Source organism: Escherichia whittamii (assembly GCF_014836715.1).
GTDB classification, from domain to species: Bacteria; Pseudomonadota; Gammaproteobacteria; order Enterobacterales; family Enterobacteriaceae; genus Escherichia; species Escherichia whittamii.
In genome coordinates, this window is the sequence record NZ_JACSQI010000011.1 from 73289 (window position 1) to 91115 (window position 17827).

Sequence of the window (17827 nt, forward strand, 5' to 3'; positions counted from 1 at the left end):
TTTCGAGCACTGCCCAGGGCTAAACTGACAAATAAAATAGCCTAATAGGATAGGCACTAAGAAAATTGTTGCGCATTATAGCTAATAAGCGCGTCATGTCATAAAGTTGAGGGCTTATTTTCATTTGAGGACCGCACCGTGACGACATTAACCCGGCTTTTTATTCATCCTGTTAAATCGATGCGCGGCATCGGTCTGACACATGCTCTGGCTGATGTCAGCGGTCTGGCCTTCGATCGCATCTTTATGGTCACAGAACCTGACGGCAGGTTTATTACTGCCCGCCAGTTTCCGCAGATGGTGCGCTTTACCCCTTCGCCCGTGCATGACGGCTTACATCTCACCGCACCAGATGGCAGCAGCGCATACATCCGTTTTGCGGATTTCGCTATGCAGGACGCCCCAACCGAAGTGTGGGGTAACCATTTTACTGCGCGCATTGCGCCAGATGAGATAAACAAATGGTTAAGCGGCTTTTTCTCCCGTGAAGTGCAATTGCGCTGGGTAGGGCCGCAGATGACGCGGCGCGTAAAACGCCATAACACTGTACCCTTGTCGTTTGCTGATGGCTATCCGTATCTGCTCGCGAATGAAGCTTCCCTGCGTGATGTGCAGCAACGCTGCCCGGCAAGTGTAAAAATGGAGCAATTTCGCCCCAATCTGGTAGTTTCCGGCGCGGCAGCCTGGGAAGAAGATACCTGGAAAGTGATTCGCATTGGCGATGTGGTGTTTGATGTGGTTAAGCCCTGCAGCCGCTGTATTTTCACCACTGTCAGCCCGGAAAAAGGACAAAAGCACCCGGCTGGCGAACCGTTAAAAACGCTGCAATCATTTCGCACTGCCCAGGATAATGGCGATGTCGATTTTGGCCAGAATTTAATTGCCCGTAATAGTGGTGTTATTCGTGTCGGTGATGCAGTGGAAATTCTTGCAACTGCACCGGCGAAAATCTACGGCGCGGCAGCCGCAGACGATACTCTCCCGACAACGCAGCAAATGGATGCGAATGTAGATATCGACTGGCAAGGGCTGGCATTTCGCGGTAATAACCAACAGGTATTGTTGGAACAATTAGAAAATCAAGGGATTCGGATCCCCTATTCTTGTCGTGCTGGCATATGCGGAAGTTGTCGGGTTCAGCTTCTGGAAGGCGAAGTCACCCCGCTGAAGAAATCAGCTATGAGCGACGATGGAACAATTCTTTGCTGTAGTTGTGTGCCGAAGACTGCATTGAAACTGAAAGGTTAAACGGCTTGTTCAAGGCTGAAGCTGTCATAACTCATATGAGGTTTCAGTCTGTCATTCATAATTTTGATGGCGTCGCCCAGTTGCATGGCACGACCGGCGATGACAACACAAGGCTGCGCAAGGAGGCACAGCGCGGCATTTTCGCCAGATTCAACAACCAGCAGGCTGACTTGTTCATTGGTGTCGCTTAACCAGACACAGGCTGCATCACCCGGCACTGGCGACCACATTTCACCATGGGAAACAAAATGCCAGCTTTTCGGCATTTGCGGTTTGAGATAACGAACTGCCACCAGCGCATTAAGCACCAGTTCAGCTTTTTGTTCTTTTGATAAGTTAAGGTCGCGGCATTTTTCTTCAAACGAGAAATAGAGCGCGGCGTCATCAACGCAGAATCCCGCTGGAGAAAAGGCGTCTGGTGTCAACATCTTGCGCGCAAAACGTGAGCGAAATAGCATGCCATTGGCTAAATCAAGCATCATTCGATCATGCTCTTCATCATAATACCAACGCCAATTATCGTCTGGTTTAATTCGCATATGCATCTCCTCTACCCTATAAATCCACTGCAACATATTCCATTGTTGCTTCGCTTAATAACCTCAACAAGAAAAGTGCAAAATGTCTAAATAAGTAACAGCAATGAATATAAAACAACCAGGGCTGAAAATAAAGCCCTGATTATCTTATAAAGAGAAAATGAAAGAAATAATTAGATATGGTTAACGATTTCTTTAATCAGCGGCGGTCCTTTAAAAATAAAACCGGAATAAATTTGCACCAAAGAAGCTCCCGCAGCTATCTTCTCGCGAGCAGCAATTACCGAGTCAATACCACCAACACCAATAATCGGTAAGCGGCCGTTTAATTCCTGCGACAAGCGACGAATAATTTCCGTACTTTTTAATTGTAAGGGACGACCACTTAAGCCACCGGTCTGATCACAATTTTTCATCCCCTGAACCAAAGAACGATCGAGTGTCGTATTAGTTGCAATGACACCATCAATATTATGGCGAACTAAACTATCGGCAACCTGGATCAACTCTTCTTCAGAAAGATCCGGCGCGATCTTCACTGCTATTGGTACATATTTATGATGGGTTGCGTGCAGATCATTTTGTTTATTTTTAATTGCCGTTAATAAATCATCCAGTGCTTCGCCATATTGCAGCGTGCGTAATCCCGGGGTATTTGGTGATGAAATATTGATGGCTATATATCCTGCATAGGCGTAGATTTTTTCCATACAAATCAGATAGTCATCTTTGCCTTGCTCAACCGGCGTATCTTTATTTTTGCCGATATTGATTCCCAGAACACCGTCGTAGTGGGCTTTTTTAACGTTCTCTACGAGGTTATCAACGCCGAGGTTATTAAAGCCCATACGGTTTATTAAACCTTCAGCCTCTACCAGGCGAAAAAGACGCGGTTTGTCGTTTCCTGGTTGTGGACGCGGGGTGACCGTACCGATCTCGATCGATCCAAATCCCATTGCACCAAGGGCATCAATACACTCTCCGTCTTTATCAAGACCGGCTGCCAGGCCAAGCGGGTTTTTAAAAGTCAGTCCCATACAGTTAACTGGCTTCGCTGCAACATTTTGCCGAACAAGCGCTTCAAACGGTGTTCCGGTGATGCGGCGTAATTGCTGAAAAGTAAACTCGTGTGCGCGCTCTGGATCGAGCTGGAAAAGGGCTTTACGAACGAAGGGGTAGTACATGAACTCTCCTGGATTCCCGGTGTGCAAACCGGGGGCGTATTATGTGCGAGTTCGCAGCAAAAGGGAATTGACCTGCGGCAATAAATAGCAAACGTTTTCTTATTGCGCTTTTTTTATGCTTTTTTTGGCTTTCCTTCTTCAGATAAATCATTTCGACTCGCGAATGCCCTCTGTCAGACTGAGCAAATTGTTATCAATGTTAACAAAACAAGAACAATTGGTTATAAGGAGAGAATATGCGCGTCATCACCCTGGCAGGAAGTCCTCGCTTTCCTTCTCGCTCAAGTTCCTTGCTGGAATATGCGCGAGAAAAACTAAATGGCCTGGATGTGGAGGTTTATCACTGGAATTTGCAAAACTTCACCCCGGAAGATTTGCTCTATGCCCGTTTCGATAGTCCGGCACTAAAAACGTTCACCGAACAGTTACAAGAAGCCGACGGACTGATTGTCGCCACACCAGTATATAAAGCCGCCTATTCCGGGGCGCTAAAAACCCTCCTCGACCTGCTACCTGAACGGGCTCTGCAAGGCAAAGTCGTGCTGCCCCTGGCGACAGGCGGCACGGTGGCTCATCTACTGGCAGTTGATTACGCACTAAAACCGGTTCTAAGCGCACTGAAAGCCCAGGAGATCCTGCACGGCGTGTTTGCCGATGACTCGCAGGTGATTGATTACCATCACAAACCACAGTTCACGCCGAATCTGCAATCTCGTCTCGATACCGCGCTCGAAACTTTCTGGCAGGCACTTCACCGCCGTGATGTTCAGGTTCCTGATCTTCTTTCTCTGCGAGGTAATGCCCATGCGTAACATCGTTAAACTAGCGTTAGTGGGATTACTTAGCGTCTCCACACTTGCGGTTGCTGCGGAGCCGTCTCCAGAAGCGTTACGTATTGGCTACCAGAAAGGCAGCATTGGTATGGTGCTGGCAAAAAGCCACCAGCTACTGGAAAAACGCTATCCGCAAACAAGAATTTCATGGGTAGAATTCCCAGCTGGCCCGCAGATGCTGGAGGCGCTGAACGTCGGCAGTATCGATCTGGGCAGTACGGGTGATATTCCACCAATCTTTGCTCAGGCCGCTGGGGCCGATCTGCTGTACGTTGGCGTCGAACCGCCAAAGCCAAAAGCCGAAGTGATTCTGGTGCCAGAAAACAGCCCGATCAAAACCGTAGCCGATCTCAAAGGTCACAAAGTTGCCTTTCAGAAAGGTTCCAGCTCACACAACCTTCTGCTGCGTGCACTGCGCCAGGCCGGACTTAATTTTACCGATATCCAACCCACTTACCTGACGCCCGCCGACGCCCGCGCCGCGTTCCAGCAAGGTAACGTCGATGCCTGGGCTATTTGGGATCCCTACTACTCCGCTGCATTGCTACAGGGCGGCGTGCGGGTGCTGAAAGATGGCACCGATCTCAATCAAACAGGATCGTTTTATCTTGCTGCTCGTCCATATGCGGAGAAGAACGGCACCTTTATTCAGGGCGTACTGGAAACCTTCACCGAGGCCGATGCGTTAACCCGCAATAAGCGCGAACAGAGTATCGCCTTGCTGGCAAAAACAATGGGCTTACCTGCGCCAGTGATTGCCTCGTATCTTGACCATCGCCCCATTACCACCATCAAACCGGTAAGCGTCGGGGTCGCTGCCTTACAGCAGCAAACAGCAGATCTGTTTTATGAAAACCGTCTGGTACCGAAAAAAGTCGATATTCGCCAGCGCATCTGGCAGCCCACTCAACTGGAAGGAAAACAATTATGAGCCTGAATATGTTCTGGTTTTTACCTACGCACGGTGACGGTCGTTATCTAGGAACGGAAGAAAGTTCACGCCCGGTTGATCATGGTTATCTGCAACAGATTGCGCAAGCGGCGGATCGTCTTGGCTTTACCGGCGTGCTGATCCCGACGGGGCGATCGTGTGAGGATGCGTGGCTGGTAGCGGCGTCGATGATCCCGGTAACACAGCGGCTGAAGTTTCTTGTCGCCCTGCGCCCCAGCGTGACCTCTCCTACCGTTGCCGCCCGCCAGGCCGCCACACTTGACCGTCTCTCTAACGGACGCGCATTGTTTAACCTGGTCACAGGCAGCGATCCGCAAGAACTGGCAGGCGACGGCGTGTTCCTCGACCATAGCGAGCGCTACGAGGCCTCGGCGGAATTTACCCAGGTCTGGCGGCGGTTGTTGCTGGGCGAGACGGTAGATTTCCACGGCAAACATATTCATGTACGCGGAGCCAAACTGCTCTTTCCGCCGATTCAACAGCCATATCCTCCTCTTTACTTTGGCGGATCGTCAGACGTCGCCCAGAATCTGGCCGCCGAACAGGTTGATCTCTATCTCACCTGGGGTGAACCGCCAGAGTTGGTAAAAGAGAAGATCGAGCAAGTACGGGCAAAAGCGGCTGCGCATGGACGCGAAATTCGTTTCGGTATTCGCCTGCATGTGATTGTGCGCGAAACCAACGATGAAGCGTGGCAGGCCGCCGAACGGTTAATCTCCCATCTTGATGATGACACCATCGCCAGAGCACAAGCCGCTTTTGCACGGACAGATTCCGTGGGGCAGCAGCGAATGGCGGCGCTGCATAATGGCAAGCGCGACAATCTGGAGATCAGCCCCAATTTATGGGCGGGCGTTGGTTTAGTACGCGGCGGTGCCGGGACGGCGCTGGTGGGCGATGGCCCTACGGTCGCCGCGCGAATCAACGAATACGCCGCGCTTGGCATCGACAGCTTTGTGCTTTCTGGTTATCCGCATCTGGAAGAAGCGTATCGGGTCGGCGAGCTACTGTTCCCCCATCTGGATGTTGCCATCCCGGAAATTTCCCAGCCGCAGCCGCTAAATCTGCAAGGTGAAGCGGTGGCGAATGAGTTCATCCCACGTAAATTCGCGCAAAGCTAAGGAATAAGATGATGGCAACGCCAGTGAAGAAGTGGTTATTGCGCGTTGCCCCCTGGTTTTTACCAGTGGGCATCGTGGCGGTGTGGCAACTGGCCTCCTCGGTTGGCTGGTTGTCGACGCGTATTTTGCCCTCACCGGAAGGGGTGGTAGCGGCGTTCTGGACGCTCTCCGCCAGCGGCGAACTGTGGCAGCATCTGGCGATCAGTTCCTGGCGGGCGCTGATTGGCTTTTCAATTGGCGGCTCGCTGGGGTTGATTCTGGGACTGATTAGTGGGCTGTCGCACTGGGGTGAACGACTGCTGGACACTTCAATACAGATGTTGCGCAACGTACCGCATCTGGCACTGATTCCATTAGTGATTTTGTGGTTTGGTATTGATGAGTCCGCAAAAATCTTTCTGGTGGCGCTCGGCACGCTATTCCCCATTTATATCAATACCTGGCACGGCATCCGTAATATCGATCGCGGGCTGGTGGAGATGGCACGTAGCTATGGCCTATCCGGCTTACCGCTGTTTATCCATGTGATCCTGCCTGGTGCACTGCCCTCAATTATGGTCGGCGTGCGCTTCGCGTTAGGTCTGATGTGGCTGACGCTGATTGTTGCTGAAACCATTTCGGCTAATTCAGGCATTGGTTATCTGGCGATGAATGCGCGGGAGTTTCTGCAAACGGACGTGGTGGTGGTCGCCATTATTCTCTACGCCCTGCTCGGCAAACTTGCTGACGTCAGCGCGCAATTGCTGGAGCGCGTCTGGCTGCGCTGGAACCCGGCTTATCATCTGAAGGAGGCCACTGTATGAATACTGCTCGTCTGAACCAGGGTACGCCGCTACTGCTCAATGCAGTAAGCAAACATTACGCGGAAAATATCGTCCTGAACCAACTAGATTTGCATATTCCGGCAGGTCAATTTGTGGCGGTAGTGGGCCGCAGTGGCGGCGGTAAAAGTACCCTACTGCGCCTGCTGGCTGGGCTGGAAATGCCAACCGCAGGCGATGTGCTGGCAGGCACAACACCGCTGGCTGAGATTCAGGATGATACGCGAATGATGTTTCAGGATGCGCGTCTGCTGCCATGGAAATCGGTGATTGATAACGTTGGGTTAGGTCTTAAAGGCCAATGGCGCGATGCGGCGCGTCAGGCGCTGGCTGCGGTAGGGCTGGAAAATCGTGCCGGAGAATGGCCTGCTGCGCTTTCTGGCGGGCAGAAACAACGTGTGGCGCTGGCAAGGGCGTTGATTCATCGACCTGGTTTATTGTTGCTTGATGAACCACTCGGTGCGCTGGATGCCTTAACGCGGCTGGAGATGCAGGATTTAATTGTGTCACTTTGGCAGGAGCATGGCTTTACCGTTTTGCTGGTGACGCATGATGTGAGCGAAGCGGTAGCAATGGCTGACCGGGTGCTGTTGATTGAAGAGGGAAAAATTGGGCTGGATTTGACAGTGGATATTCCCCGTCCGCGCCGATTAGGGTCGGTACGGTTAGCAGAACTTGAAGCGGAAGTGTTGCAGCGGGTGATGCAGCGAGGACTTTCTGAACAACCGATTCGGCGTCATGGTTAATATGCTGGATGCGGCGCACAAAACCAGCATTTTCAACGGGCTTGTAGGCCTGATAAGACGCGTCAAGCATCGCATCAGGCAGTTGGGCACGGTTGCCAGATGCGGCGTGAACGCCTTATCCGGCCTACAAAACCAGCAATTTCAATGGGTTTGAAGGCCTGATAAGACGCGTCAAGCGTCGCATCAGGCATATTTGTATCAAGCCAGTGCTTTAGTTATCTTCTCGTACAGATCGCCAGAGAGATTTTCCAGCCCTTTCAGCTGTTCCAGCGCCGCACGCATTTTCTCCTGACGTTTGGCATCATAACGTTTCAGGCGAATCAGCGGCTCAATCAAACGCGAAGCCACCTGCGGGTTACGGCTATTGAGATCGGTGAGCATTTCTACCAGGAACTGATAACCGCTGCCATCTTCAGCATGGAACGCTGCCGGGTTGCTGCCCGCAAATGCACCAATCAACGAACGAATACGGTTCGGGTTACTCATGGTAAATGAGCGATGCTGCAACAGGCCTCGCACGGTATCCAGCACATTCGCCGCCGGGCTGGTGGCTTGCAGGATAAACCATTTATCCATCACCAGACCGTCCTGATACCACTTGTCGTCGTATTCCTGCATCAACTTGTCACGGCATGGCAACTGCGCAGCAACCGCCGCAGAGAGCGCCGCCAGCGCATCGGTCATATTGTTCGCTTCATGGTACTGCTTGCTCACCAGCACGTCAGCCAGATGCGTTTCACCAAAAGCGAGGAAGCGCAGGCAGGCGTTACGCAGCGTACGTTTCGCAATATCTTCATGCTCAACGCGGTACTCGCTCTGGTAATTCGCGTTATAGATTGCCAGCAGCTCATCCGCCAGTTCAGTCGCTAGTGTACGGGTGAGTGCTTCGCGCACTTCAGCAATGGCAATCGGGTCGATGATATCGAACAGTTCCGCCATTTCATTTACGGAAGGCAGCGTCAGTATTTCTGCCGCCAGTGCCGGATCGATTTTCTCATCGAGCAGCACCGCGCGGAAAGCATCAGCAACATGCACTGGTAAAGACAATGGCTGACCTTGTTGATAACGGACGACGTTCAGCTTGATATACGTTGCCAGCAGACTTTGCGCCGCATCCCAACGGGAGAAATCATTACGCGCATGACGCATCAGGAAAGTCAGTTGCTGATCGCTCCACTTATATTCCAGTTTCACCGGCGCGGAGAATTCGCACAGCAGCGCAGGCACCGGCTGGAAGTATACATTATCAAAAACAAAGGTCTGTTCCGCCTGAGTAACATTCAGCACGGAATTCACCGGATGACCGCCTTTCTGCAACGGGATCACTTTACCTTCGTTATCATACAGTTCGATGGCAAACGGAATATGCAACGGCTGTTTTTCTGCCTGATCCGGCGTGGCTGGCGTACGCTGGCTGATGGTCAGCGTGTACTGCTCAGTTTCTGGATTGTAGTCGTCTTTGACGGTCACAACTGGCGTACCGGACTGGCTGTACCAACGGCGGAAATGCGAGAGATCGACATTCGACGCGTCTTCCATCGCCTGAACGAAATCGTCGCAGGTCGCTGCACTGCCATCATGGCGCTCGAAATAAAGCTGCATCCCTTTCTGGAAGTTTTCTTCGCCAAGCAGAGTGTGGATCATACGAATTACTTCCGCGCCCTTCTCGTAAACGGTCAGGGTGTAGAAGTTGTTCATCTCAATAACCATGTCTGGGCGGATTGGGTGCGCCATCGGGCTGGCATCTTCCGCAAACTGCAATCCGCGCATGGTGCGCACATTGTTGATCCGGTTAACCGCGCGGGAACCGAGATCAGAACTGAACTCCTGATCTCGGAACACCGTTAAACCTTCTTTCAGACTAAGCTGGAACCAGTCACGACAGGTCACACGGTTACCAGTCCAGTTGTGGAAATATTCGTGACCAATAACGCGTTCAATATCGAGATAATCTTTGTCGGTTGCGGTGTCGGTGCGCGCCAGTACATACTTGGAGTTAAAGATATTCAGTCCTTTATTCTCCATCGCGCCCATGTTGAAGAAATCTACCGCGACGATCATATAGATGTCGAGGTCATACTCCAGACCGAAACGTTCTTCATCCCACTTCATGGAATTTTTCAGCGAGGTCATCGCCCACGGCGCGCGATCGAGGTTGCCGCGATCGACATACAGCTCCAGTGCCACTTCGCGACCAGAACGCGTGGTGAAGGTGTCGCGCAGCACGTCGAAGTCACCCGCTACCAGCGCAAACAGATAGCTCGGTTTCGGGAACGGATCCTGCCACTGCACCCAGTGACGCCCATTTTCCAGTTCGCCTTGCGCAACGCGGTTACCATTGGAAAGCAGGAACGGATATTTGGTTTTATCGGCAACAATTTTAGTCGTAAAGCGCGCCAGCACGTCCGGGCGATCGAGATAGTACGTAATATGGCGGAAACCTTCGGCCTCGCACTGGGTGCAAAGCGCATCGCCTGACTGATAAAGCCCCTCCAGCGCAGTATTCGCTGCTGGGCTAATTTCATTAACAATCTTGAGCGTAAAACGCTCCGGTAAATTACTGATGACCAGCGCGCCTTCTTCTTCTTTCCAGGCGGTCCACGGCTCATCATTAATATGAATAGAAACCAGTTTAAGATCTTCGCCATCAAGACGAAGCGGTGCATCTGATGCACCATGACGGACAGCCTGGCTGACTGCGGTAACTACCGTCTTTTGCGCGTCCAGGTCAAAGGTCAAGTCAATATCAGTAATCTGGTAATCCGGCGCACGATAATCGTGACGGTATTTGGCTTGTGGCTGTTGAGTCATAAATAACCTTTAGCATTTTTTATAGAGTCTGGAGTTCAGTCTATTCCTGTTGCGAAAATCTCGCTACGCAGAATCTTCATCTTTTCAGGTACAAACGCTTTTATTGCTACATTTGTATAACATACAGAGCGCAATGCTATCGACCATAAAGGTGGCATATGGTGTGATCGGGGTTCAATAAATTGCGAAACAAGGTATACTCCAGCAGTTTCCTAAGATGTTTATTGTACTAAACGCTCCCGTAAGAGGACGCTACTGCGCACCTATGACACAATTCGCTTCTCCTGTTCTGCACTCGTTGCTGGATACAGATGCTTATAAGTTGCATATGCAGCAAGCCGTGTTTCATCACTACTATGATGTGCATGTCGCGGCGGAGTTTCGTTGCCGTGGTGACGATCTGCTGGGTATTTATGCCGATGCTATTCGTGAACAGGTTCAGGCGATGGAAAACTTGTGCCTGCGGGATGATGAATATCAGTGGCTCTCTGCCCTGCCTTTCTTTAAAGCCGACTATCTCGACTGGCTGCGTGAATTCCGCTTTAATCCGGAACAAGTCACTGTTACCAACGATAACGGTAAGCTGGATATTCGTTTAAGCGGTCCGTGGCGTGAAGTCATCCTATGGGAAGTTCCTTTGCTGGCGGTCATTAGTGAGCTGGTACATCACTATCGCTCACCGCAGGCCGACGTTGCGCAAGCCCTCGACACTCTGGAAAGCAAATTAGCCAACTTCTCGGCGTTAACCGCCGATCTTGATATGTCGCGCTTCCATCTGATGGATTTCGGCACTCGCCGCCGCTTCTCCCGTGAAGTCCAGGAAAGTATCGTTAAACGCCTGCAACAGGAAAAGTGGTTCGTTGGCACCAGTAATTACGATCTGGCACGTCGTCTTTCCCTTACGCCGATGGGAACACAGGCGCATGAATGGTTCCAGGCACACCAGCAAATTAGCCCAGTTCTTGCCAATAGCCAACGTGCCGCTCTTGCTGCCTGGCTGGAAGAATATCCTGATCAACTGGGGATTGCGTTAACCGACTGTATTACGATGGATGCATTCTTACGTGATTTCGGCGTGGAGTTTGCCAGCCGCTATCAGGGCTTGCGTCATGACTCTGGCGACCCGGTAGAATGGGGCGAAAAAGCGATTGCACATTATGAGAAACTAGGGATTGACCCGCAAAGCAAAATACTGGTTTTCTCCGACAATCTGGATTTACCTAAAGCGGTTGAGCTTTATCGCCACTTCTCTTCTCGCGTGCAATTAAGTTTTGGCATTGGTACACGCCTGACCTGTGATATTCCTCAGGTAAAACCCTTGAATATCGTGATTAAACTGGTGGAGTGTAACGGTAAGCCGGTGGCAAAACTTTCTGACAGTCCCGGCAAAACTATCTGCCATGACAAAGCATTTGTCCGCGCGCTACGCAAAGCGTTCGACCTTCCGCATATTAAAAAAGCCAGTTAATGTCATCAGGGAGCCACCGCGGCTCCCTTTTTTGCCTTTTATTCTGAAATCTTTCGCCGCATCTGCGAATTCTGCTTGTCTGATTGCAGATGCCAGGTAACATAGGTATCCCCCCACTGACGGGTGGACAAGTGTTTATTTTTTCCGACTATTAACAGAGAGAATATTATGAGCGTTGTGCCTGTAGCCGACGTACTCCAGGGCCGCGTAGCCGTTGACAGCGAAGTCACCGTGCGCGGATGGGTACGTACCCGCCGAGATTCAAAAGCTGGCATCTCCTTCCTCGCCGTTTATGACGGTTCCTGCTTTGATCCTGTACAGGCTGTCATCAATAATTCTCTGCCCAATTACAATGAAGACGTACTGCGTCTGACTACCGGTTGCTCGGTCATTGTGACGGGTAAAGTCGTGGCGTCGCCGGGCCAGGGACAACAATTTGAAATTCAGGCCAGCAAGGTTGAGGTAGCTGGTTGGGTTGAAGATCCAGACACTTACCCGATGGCAGCAAAACGCCACAGCATCGAATATCTGCGTGAAGTCGCTCACCTGCGTCCGCGCACTAACCTGATCGGTGCCGTCGCGCGCGTTCGCCACACGCTGGCGCAAGCGCTGCATCGCTTCTTTAACGAGCAGGGATTCTTCTGGGTTTCTACGCCGCTTATCACCGCGTCTGATACCGAAGGTGCTGGCGAAATGTTCCGCGTTTCAACGCTGGATCTGGAAAACCTGCCACGCAACGATCAGGGCAAAGTCGATTTCGATAAAGACTTCTTTGGTAAAGAGTCTTTCCTGACCGTATCTGGTCAGTTGAACGGCGAAACCTATGCCTGTGCGCTGTCGAAAATTTATACCTTCGGCCCGACTTTCCGTGCTGAAAACTCCAACACTAGCCGTCACCTGGCGGAATTCTGGATGCTGGAGCCAGAAGTCGCGTTTGCTAACCTGAACGATATCGCCGGTCTGGCTGAAGCAATGCTGAAATATGTCTTCAAAGCAGTTCTCGAAGAACGTGCTGACGACATGAAATTCTTCGCTGAACGCGTGGACAAAGATGCTGTTAGCCGCCTGGAACGTTTCATTGAAGCAGACTTCGCCCAGGTTGATTACACCGAAGCGGTCACCATTCTTGAAAACTGCGGTAAGAAATTTGAAAACCCAGTTTACTGGGGTGTAGATCTCTCTTCCGAACATGAGCGTTATCTGGCGGAAGAACACTTTAAAGCACCGGTAGTGGTGAAAAACTATCCGAAAGACATTAAAGCGTTCTATATGCGCCTTAACGAAGACGGTAAAACCGTTGCCGCAATGGACGTTCTGGCGCCGGGTATCGGTGAGATCATTGGTGGTTCGCAGCGTGAAGAGCGTCTGGACGTGCTGGACGAGCGCATGCTGGAGATGGGCCTGAACAAAGAAGATTACTGGTGGTATCGCGATCTACGCCGCTACGGTACTGTTCCACATTCCGGTTTCGGTCTTGGCTTTGAACGCCTGATTGCCTACGTGACCGGTGTACAGAACGTGCGTGACGTGATTCCTTTCCCTCGTACTCCGCGTAACGCCAGCTTCTAATTCACTTCCTGAAAGAGCCAGCACACTCGCTGGCTCTTTTTTTATTCTCTTCTGTCAAGTTATCTGTTTGTTAAGTCAATCAATCTATTTGCAACCCCTCAAGGCCCCTCTTCCTGTTACGGAATATTTCTTTGAAATATTTGCGAACAAAAAATTAACCCACAGACTTATTGCGGATTAGCAATTTCTTAGCTGATAGCACAATTTTTATACTTATTTTTGGCTTTCTGGACGCCTGAAAGAGTGATTCAGTGAAACGGCAAGGAGAAATCATCAGAAAGAAAATTTCCGTTTAGTTAATTTAAACATAAGGAAATCATATAAATAGATAAAATTCACTGCAAATATCATGAAAGCCCAATGGAAATATGACGGCGTTCACAAAGTTCCTTAAATTTTACTTATTGTTACACATTTTTTCTTTTTGTAACCATATCTTTATCTTTGTAGCACTTTCACGGTAGCGAAACGTTAGTTTGAATGGAAAGATGCCTGCAGATACATAAAACACCAAACTCTCATCAATAGTTCCGTAAAGATTCATTGACAGAATTTATTGGCGGCAGTGGCAGGTGTTATAAAAAAAACCATGAGGGTAATAAATAATGATGAAGCGCAATATTCTGGCAGTGATTGTCCCTGCTCTGTTAGTAGCAGGTACTGCAAACGCTGCAGAAATCTATAACAAAGACGGCAACAAAGTAGATCTGTACGGTAAAGCTGTCGGTCTGCATTATTTTTCCAAGGATAACGGTGAAAACAGTTACGGTGGCAATGGCGACATGACCTATGCCCGTCTTGGTTTTAAAGGGGAAACTCAAATCAATTCCGATCTGACCGGTTACGGTCAGTGGGAATACAACTTCCAGGGTAACAACTCTGAAGGTGCCGACGCTCAAACTGGCAACAAAACCCGTCTGGCATTCGCTGGTCTGAAATACGCTGACGTAGGTTCTTTCGATTACGGTCGTAATTACGGTGTTGTTTATGACGCACTGGGCTACACCGATATGCTGCCAGAGTTCGGTGGTGATACCGCATACAGCGATGACTTCTTCGTAGGTCGTGTAGGCGGCGTTGCTACCTACCGTAACTCCAATTTCTTTGGTCTGGTTGATGGCCTGAACTTCGCTGTTCAGTACCTGGGTAAAAACGAGCGTGACACTGCACGACGTTCTAACGGCGACGGTGTTGGCGGTTCCATCAGCTACGAATTCGAAGGCTTTGGTATCGTTGGTGCTTATGGTGCTGCTGACCGCACTAACCTGCAAGAAGCTCAACCTCTTGGCCAGGGTAAAAAAGCTGAACAGTGGGCAACTGGCCTGAAGTATGATGCAAATAACATCTACCTGGCAGCGAACTACGGTGAAACCCGTAACGCCACCCCGATCACTGGCGGCTTTGCCAACAAAACGCAAGACGTTCTGTTAGTTGCGCAATACCAGTTTGACTTTGGCCTGCGTCCATCCATCGCTTACACCAAATCTAAAGCGAAAGACGTAGAAGGCATCGGTGATGTTGATCTGGTGAACTACGTTGAAGTGGGCGCAACCTACTACTTCAACAAAAACATGTCCACCTATGTTGACTACATCATCAACCAGATCGATTCTGACAACGCACTGGGTGTAGGTTCTGACGACACCGTTGCTGTAGGTATCGTTTACCAGTTCTAATAGCAGACCTCTTTGTTAAATGCCGAAAAAACAGGACTTTGGTCCTGTTTTTTTATGCCTTCCAGAGCAATCTCACGTCTTGAAAAAACAGCCTGCGTTTTCATCAGTAATAGTTGGAATTTTGTAAATCTCCCGTTACCCTGATAGCGGACTTCCCTTCTGTAACCATAATGGAACCTCGTCATGTTTGAGAACATTACCGCCGCTCCTGCCGACCCGATTCTGGGCCTGGCCGATCTGTTTCGTGCCGATGAACGTCCCGGCAAAATTAACCTCGGGATTGGTGTCTATAAAGATGAGACGGGCAAAACCCCGGTATTGACCAGCGTTAAAAAGGCTGAACAGTATCTGCTCGAAAATGAAACCACCAAAAACTACCTCGGCATTGACGGTATTCCTGAATTTGGTCATTGCACTCAGGAACTGCTGTTTGGTAAAGGCAGCGCCTTAATCAATGACAAACGCGCACGTACAGCCCAGACCCCAGGTGGTACCGGTGCATTACGTGTAGCAGCCGATTTCCTGGCAAAAAATACCAGCGTTAAGCGTGTTTGGGTGAGCAACCCAAGCTGGCCAAACCATAAGAGCGTATTTAACTCTGCGGGTCTGGAAGTTCGTGAATACGCTTATTATGATGCGGAAAATCACACTCTGGACTTCGACGCTTTAGTTAACAGTCTTAACGAAGCTCAGGCTGGTGACGTCGTCCTGTTCCACGGTTGCTGTCATAACCCTACCGGCATCGATCCTACACTGGAGCAATGGCAAACACTGGCGCAACTTTCTGTTGAGAAAGGCTGGCTGCCGCTATTTGACTTCGCTTACCAGGGGTTCGCCCGTGGTCTGGAAGAGGATGCTGAAGGTCTGCGCGCTTTCGCGGCTCTGCATAAAGAGCTGATCGTCGCCAGTTCCTACTCTAAGAACTTTGGCCTGTACAACGAACGCGTTGGCGCCTGCACCCTGGTTGCCGCAGACAGTGAAACTGTCGATCGTGCATTCAGCCAGATGAAAGCAGTAATTCGCGCAAACTATTCTAACCCACCGGCTCACGGGGCTTCGGTTGTTGCCACAATCCTGAGCAACGAAGCTTTGCGTGCTATCTGGGAACAAGAGCTGACCGATATGCGCCAGCGTATTCAGCGTATGCGTCAGTTGTTCGTTAATACGCTGCAGGAGAAAGGCGCAAACCGCGACTTTAGCTTTATCATCAAACAGAATGGTATGTTCTCTTTCAGTGGCCTGACTAAAGAACAGGTACTGCGTCTGCGTGAAGAGTTTGCCGTGTATGCAGTTGCTTCTGGTCGAGTGAACGTAGCCGGAATGACGCCAGATAACATGGCGCCGCTGTGTGAAGCGATTGTGGCTGTGCTGTAAGCGTTAAAACCACTGAAGCCCGCTTCGAAAGCGGGCTGAGACTGATGACAAACGCAACATTGCCTGATGCGCTACGCTTATCAGGCCTACGCGGCTCCTGCAATATTTTGAATTTGCACGATTTTGTAAGCCGGATAAGGTGCTCGCGCCGCATCCGGCATAAACAAAGCGCACTTAGCCAGAAATCCAGGCCCGCTTCGAAAGCGGGCTTTTTTATGCGCCTTTACCAGACGGGCATTTCGTCTTGCAGGAAGGGGTTATGCAACCGTTCATAACCGAGAGTTGATAACGGCCCGTGACCAGGTATAAACGTCACGTCATCACCAAGTGGCAGCAGTTTATCCTTGATAGAGGCAACCAGTTGATTATGGTCGCCACGCGGGAAGTCGCTACGCCCTACTCCGCCTTTGAAAAGGACGTCGCCAGAAATCAACAGTTTTGCCTGATTATCAAAGAAAACCACATGGCCTGGCGTATGCCCTGGGCAATGCAACACCTGTAAAGTCACATTCCCTATGCTGATAGTGTCGCCTTCATTCAGCCAGCGATCTGGTGTTAATGGCTGACACTCTTCCAGGCCAAACATGCGACTCTGCGCAGGCAAGCCTTGCAGCCAGAACTCATCTTCTTTTTCCGGGCCAAGCACTGGCACGCCGTAGTGTTGTGCCAGTTCCGCCGCTGCGCCAACGTGGTCCAGATGGCCATGCGTCAGTAGGATCTGCATTAGCGTCAGGCCGCTGGCGTCAACTTCCTGTTTAATTTTTTCCGCATCGCCGCCAGGATCGACCAGTGCGGCCAGGCGAGTTTGCTCACACCAGATCAGTGAACAGTTCTGGGAAAATGCGGTGACCGGAATAATACGATAGTTCATACTGCCCCTGTTTCGTTAAGCGATTGTTACCAGTGCCGCGCTGGCCCGGTATCAATATGCACAAAGTTACTGCGTGGGTAATATCCTACACCACCTGCGCGCATAGATAACGCTGCTTTGCGTATATTGCTTAACGCAATACCTTCAATATGGAAATCCATCGCCTGCCCTTTAGTGTGATAGCTTTTCTTTGCTACTCCACGGCTGTGGGCGCGTAATTCATTATTGGTATCAATAGAACGGTAGCCGGAAATGAGCTGTACCGGTTTGCGAGTGCCTAACAACCCTTGCAGGCGATATAACTGGTCGAATAATCCTGGGTCGATGGACTTTATTTTGTTCGCGCGGAAATCGCGGAAAAAATGGTTTAGTTTTGCCAATTCTTCCTGAATATAGCCTCTGCCATCGAAAAACTCCGCCTTAATTGACTCTCCAGTATGAAGATTGTTAAGTGTCAAAATGCGCGGACGTGGGGTAGAGAGTGTCGCAAATGTAGGCGTCGGCAGGATGGCGGCACCAAGTGCAACGCCACCAAGCGCCAGCAGTTTGCGGCGATTAGCGTCGAATTTGTCCATGATAATCAAGTCTACAGGTCAATGTTATCGTTTATATGC

General features: G+C 50.4%; 15 protein-coding genes. 10 read left to right on the forward strand and 5 right to left on the reverse strand.

The window, feature by feature from the left end; translation table 11 throughout:
- The first annotated feature begins 138 nt into the window (after positions 1–138).
- Positions 139–1248, forward strand: coding sequence for a 6-N-hydroxylaminopurine resistance protein YcbX (gene ycbX / locus H9644_RS16460; RefSeq protein WP_064528387.1), 1110 nt, complete (start codon positions 139–141; stop codon positions 1246–1248).
- Here ycbX and zapC read toward each other — a convergent pair.
- Complete coding sequence (gene zapC / locus H9644_RS16465; RefSeq protein ID WP_064528385.1) at positions 1245–1787, reverse strand: cell division protein ZapC; 543 nt, start codon at positions 1785–1787, stop codon at positions 1245–1247. The two genes, ycbX and zapC, sit on opposite strands and share 4 nt — an antisense overlap.
- A 173-nt stretch (positions 1788–1960) precedes the next feature.
- Positions 1961–2971: a quinone-dependent dihydroorotate dehydrogenase gene (gene pyrD / locus H9644_RS16470; RefSeq protein WP_064528384.1), complete on the reverse strand. Its 1011-nt coding sequence runs from the start codon at positions 2969–2971 to the stop codon at positions 1961–1963.
- A 236-nt stretch (positions 2972–3207) separates the two neighbouring features.
- Here pyrD and ssuE point away from each other — a divergent pair, with 236 nt between their 5' ends.
- The 5 genes from ssuE to ssuB are packed head-to-tail and all read left to right on the forward strand — an operon-like array spanning position 3208 to position 7444.
- Positions 3208–3783, forward strand: a complete 576-nt coding sequence (gene ssuE / locus H9644_RS16475) for an NADPH-dependent FMN reductase (RefSeq protein WP_064528382.1) — start codon at positions 3208–3210, stop codon at positions 3781–3783.
- Entirely contained in the window at positions 3776–4735 is a 960-nt protein-coding gene (ssuA, locus tag H9644_RS16480; protein WP_064528380.1) for an aliphatic sulfonate ABC transporter substrate-binding protein SsuA, read from the forward strand. Before ssuE ends, ssuA begins: the two co-directional genes overlap by 8 nt.
- On the forward strand, positions 4732–5877 hold the full coding sequence (gene ssuD / locus H9644_RS16485) for an FMNH2-dependent alkanesulfonate monooxygenase (RefSeq protein WP_191775427.1): 1146 nt from the start codon (positions 4732–4734) through the stop codon (positions 5875–5877). The genes ssuA and ssuD overlap by 4 nt, the downstream gene beginning before the upstream one ends.
- Before the next feature lie 11 nt (positions 5878–5888).
- On the forward strand, positions 5889–6680 hold the full coding sequence (gene ssuC / locus H9644_RS16490; protein ID WP_191775465.1) for an aliphatic sulfonate ABC transporter permease SsuC: 792 nt from the start codon (positions 5889–5891) through the stop codon (positions 6678–6680).
- Positions 6677–7444 (forward strand): aliphatic sulfonates ABC transporter ATP-binding protein, encoded by a 768-nt coding sequence (gene ssuB / locus H9644_RS16495; RefSeq protein WP_064528373.1) that lies wholly within the window; start codon positions 6677–6679, stop codon positions 7442–7444. Before ssuC ends, ssuB begins: the two co-directional genes overlap by 4 nt.
- A 198-nt stretch (positions 7445–7642) precedes the next feature.
- On the opposite strand, the gene pepN is transcribed toward ssuB, so the two are convergent.
- Positions 7643–10255, reverse strand: coding sequence for an aminopeptidase N (pepN, locus tag H9644_RS16500; protein WP_191775429.1), 2613 nt, complete (start codon positions 10253–10255; stop codon positions 7643–7645).
- Positions 10256–10520: 265 nt separating this feature from the next.
- Here pepN and pncB point away from each other — a divergent pair, with 265 nt between their 5' ends.
- From pncB to aspC, 4 genes are all read left to right on the forward strand, one after another.
- A complete protein-coding gene (gene pncB / locus H9644_RS16505) occupies positions 10521–11723 on the forward strand; it encodes a nicotinate phosphoribosyltransferase (protein WP_064528367.1) in 1203 nt (400 codons plus the stop codon).
- Between the two features lie 168 nt (positions 11724–11891).
- A complete protein-coding gene (gene asnS, locus H9644_RS16510) occupies positions 11892–13292 on the forward strand; it encodes an asparagine--tRNA ligase (RefSeq protein ID WP_130236239.1) in 1401 nt (466 codons plus the stop codon).
- Positions 13293–13897: 605 nt separating this feature from the next.
- The gene (ompF, locus tag H9644_RS16515) at positions 13898–14968 is read left to right on the forward strand and encodes a porin OmpF (protein WP_077883511.1); all 1071 of its coding nucleotides are present in this window, start codon (positions 13898–13900) and stop codon (positions 14966–14968) included.
- A gap of 183 nt (positions 14969–15151) precedes the next feature.
- Complete coding sequence (aspC, locus tag H9644_RS16520; RefSeq protein WP_064528361.1) at positions 15152–16342, forward strand: aspartate transaminase; 1191 nt, start codon at positions 15152–15154, stop codon at positions 16340–16342.
- 223 nt (positions 16343–16565) lie between these two features.
- Here the strand turns inward: aspC and gloC are convergent, their stop codons facing one another.
- Both gloC and H9644_RS16530 read right to left on the reverse strand, forming a co-directional pair.
- The gene (gene gloC / locus H9644_RS16525; RefSeq protein ID WP_191775431.1) at positions 16566–17213 is read right to left on the reverse strand and encodes a hydroxyacylglutathione hydrolase GloC; all 648 of its coding nucleotides are present in this window, start codon (positions 17211–17213) and stop codon (positions 16566–16568) included.
- A 26-nt stretch (positions 17214–17239) separates the two neighbouring features.
- On the reverse strand, positions 17240–17788 hold the full coding sequence (locus H9644_RS16530; protein WP_064528810.1) for a YcbK family protein: 549 nt from the start codon (positions 17786–17788) through the stop codon (positions 17240–17242).
- Positions 17789–17827 lie beyond the last annotated feature (39 nt).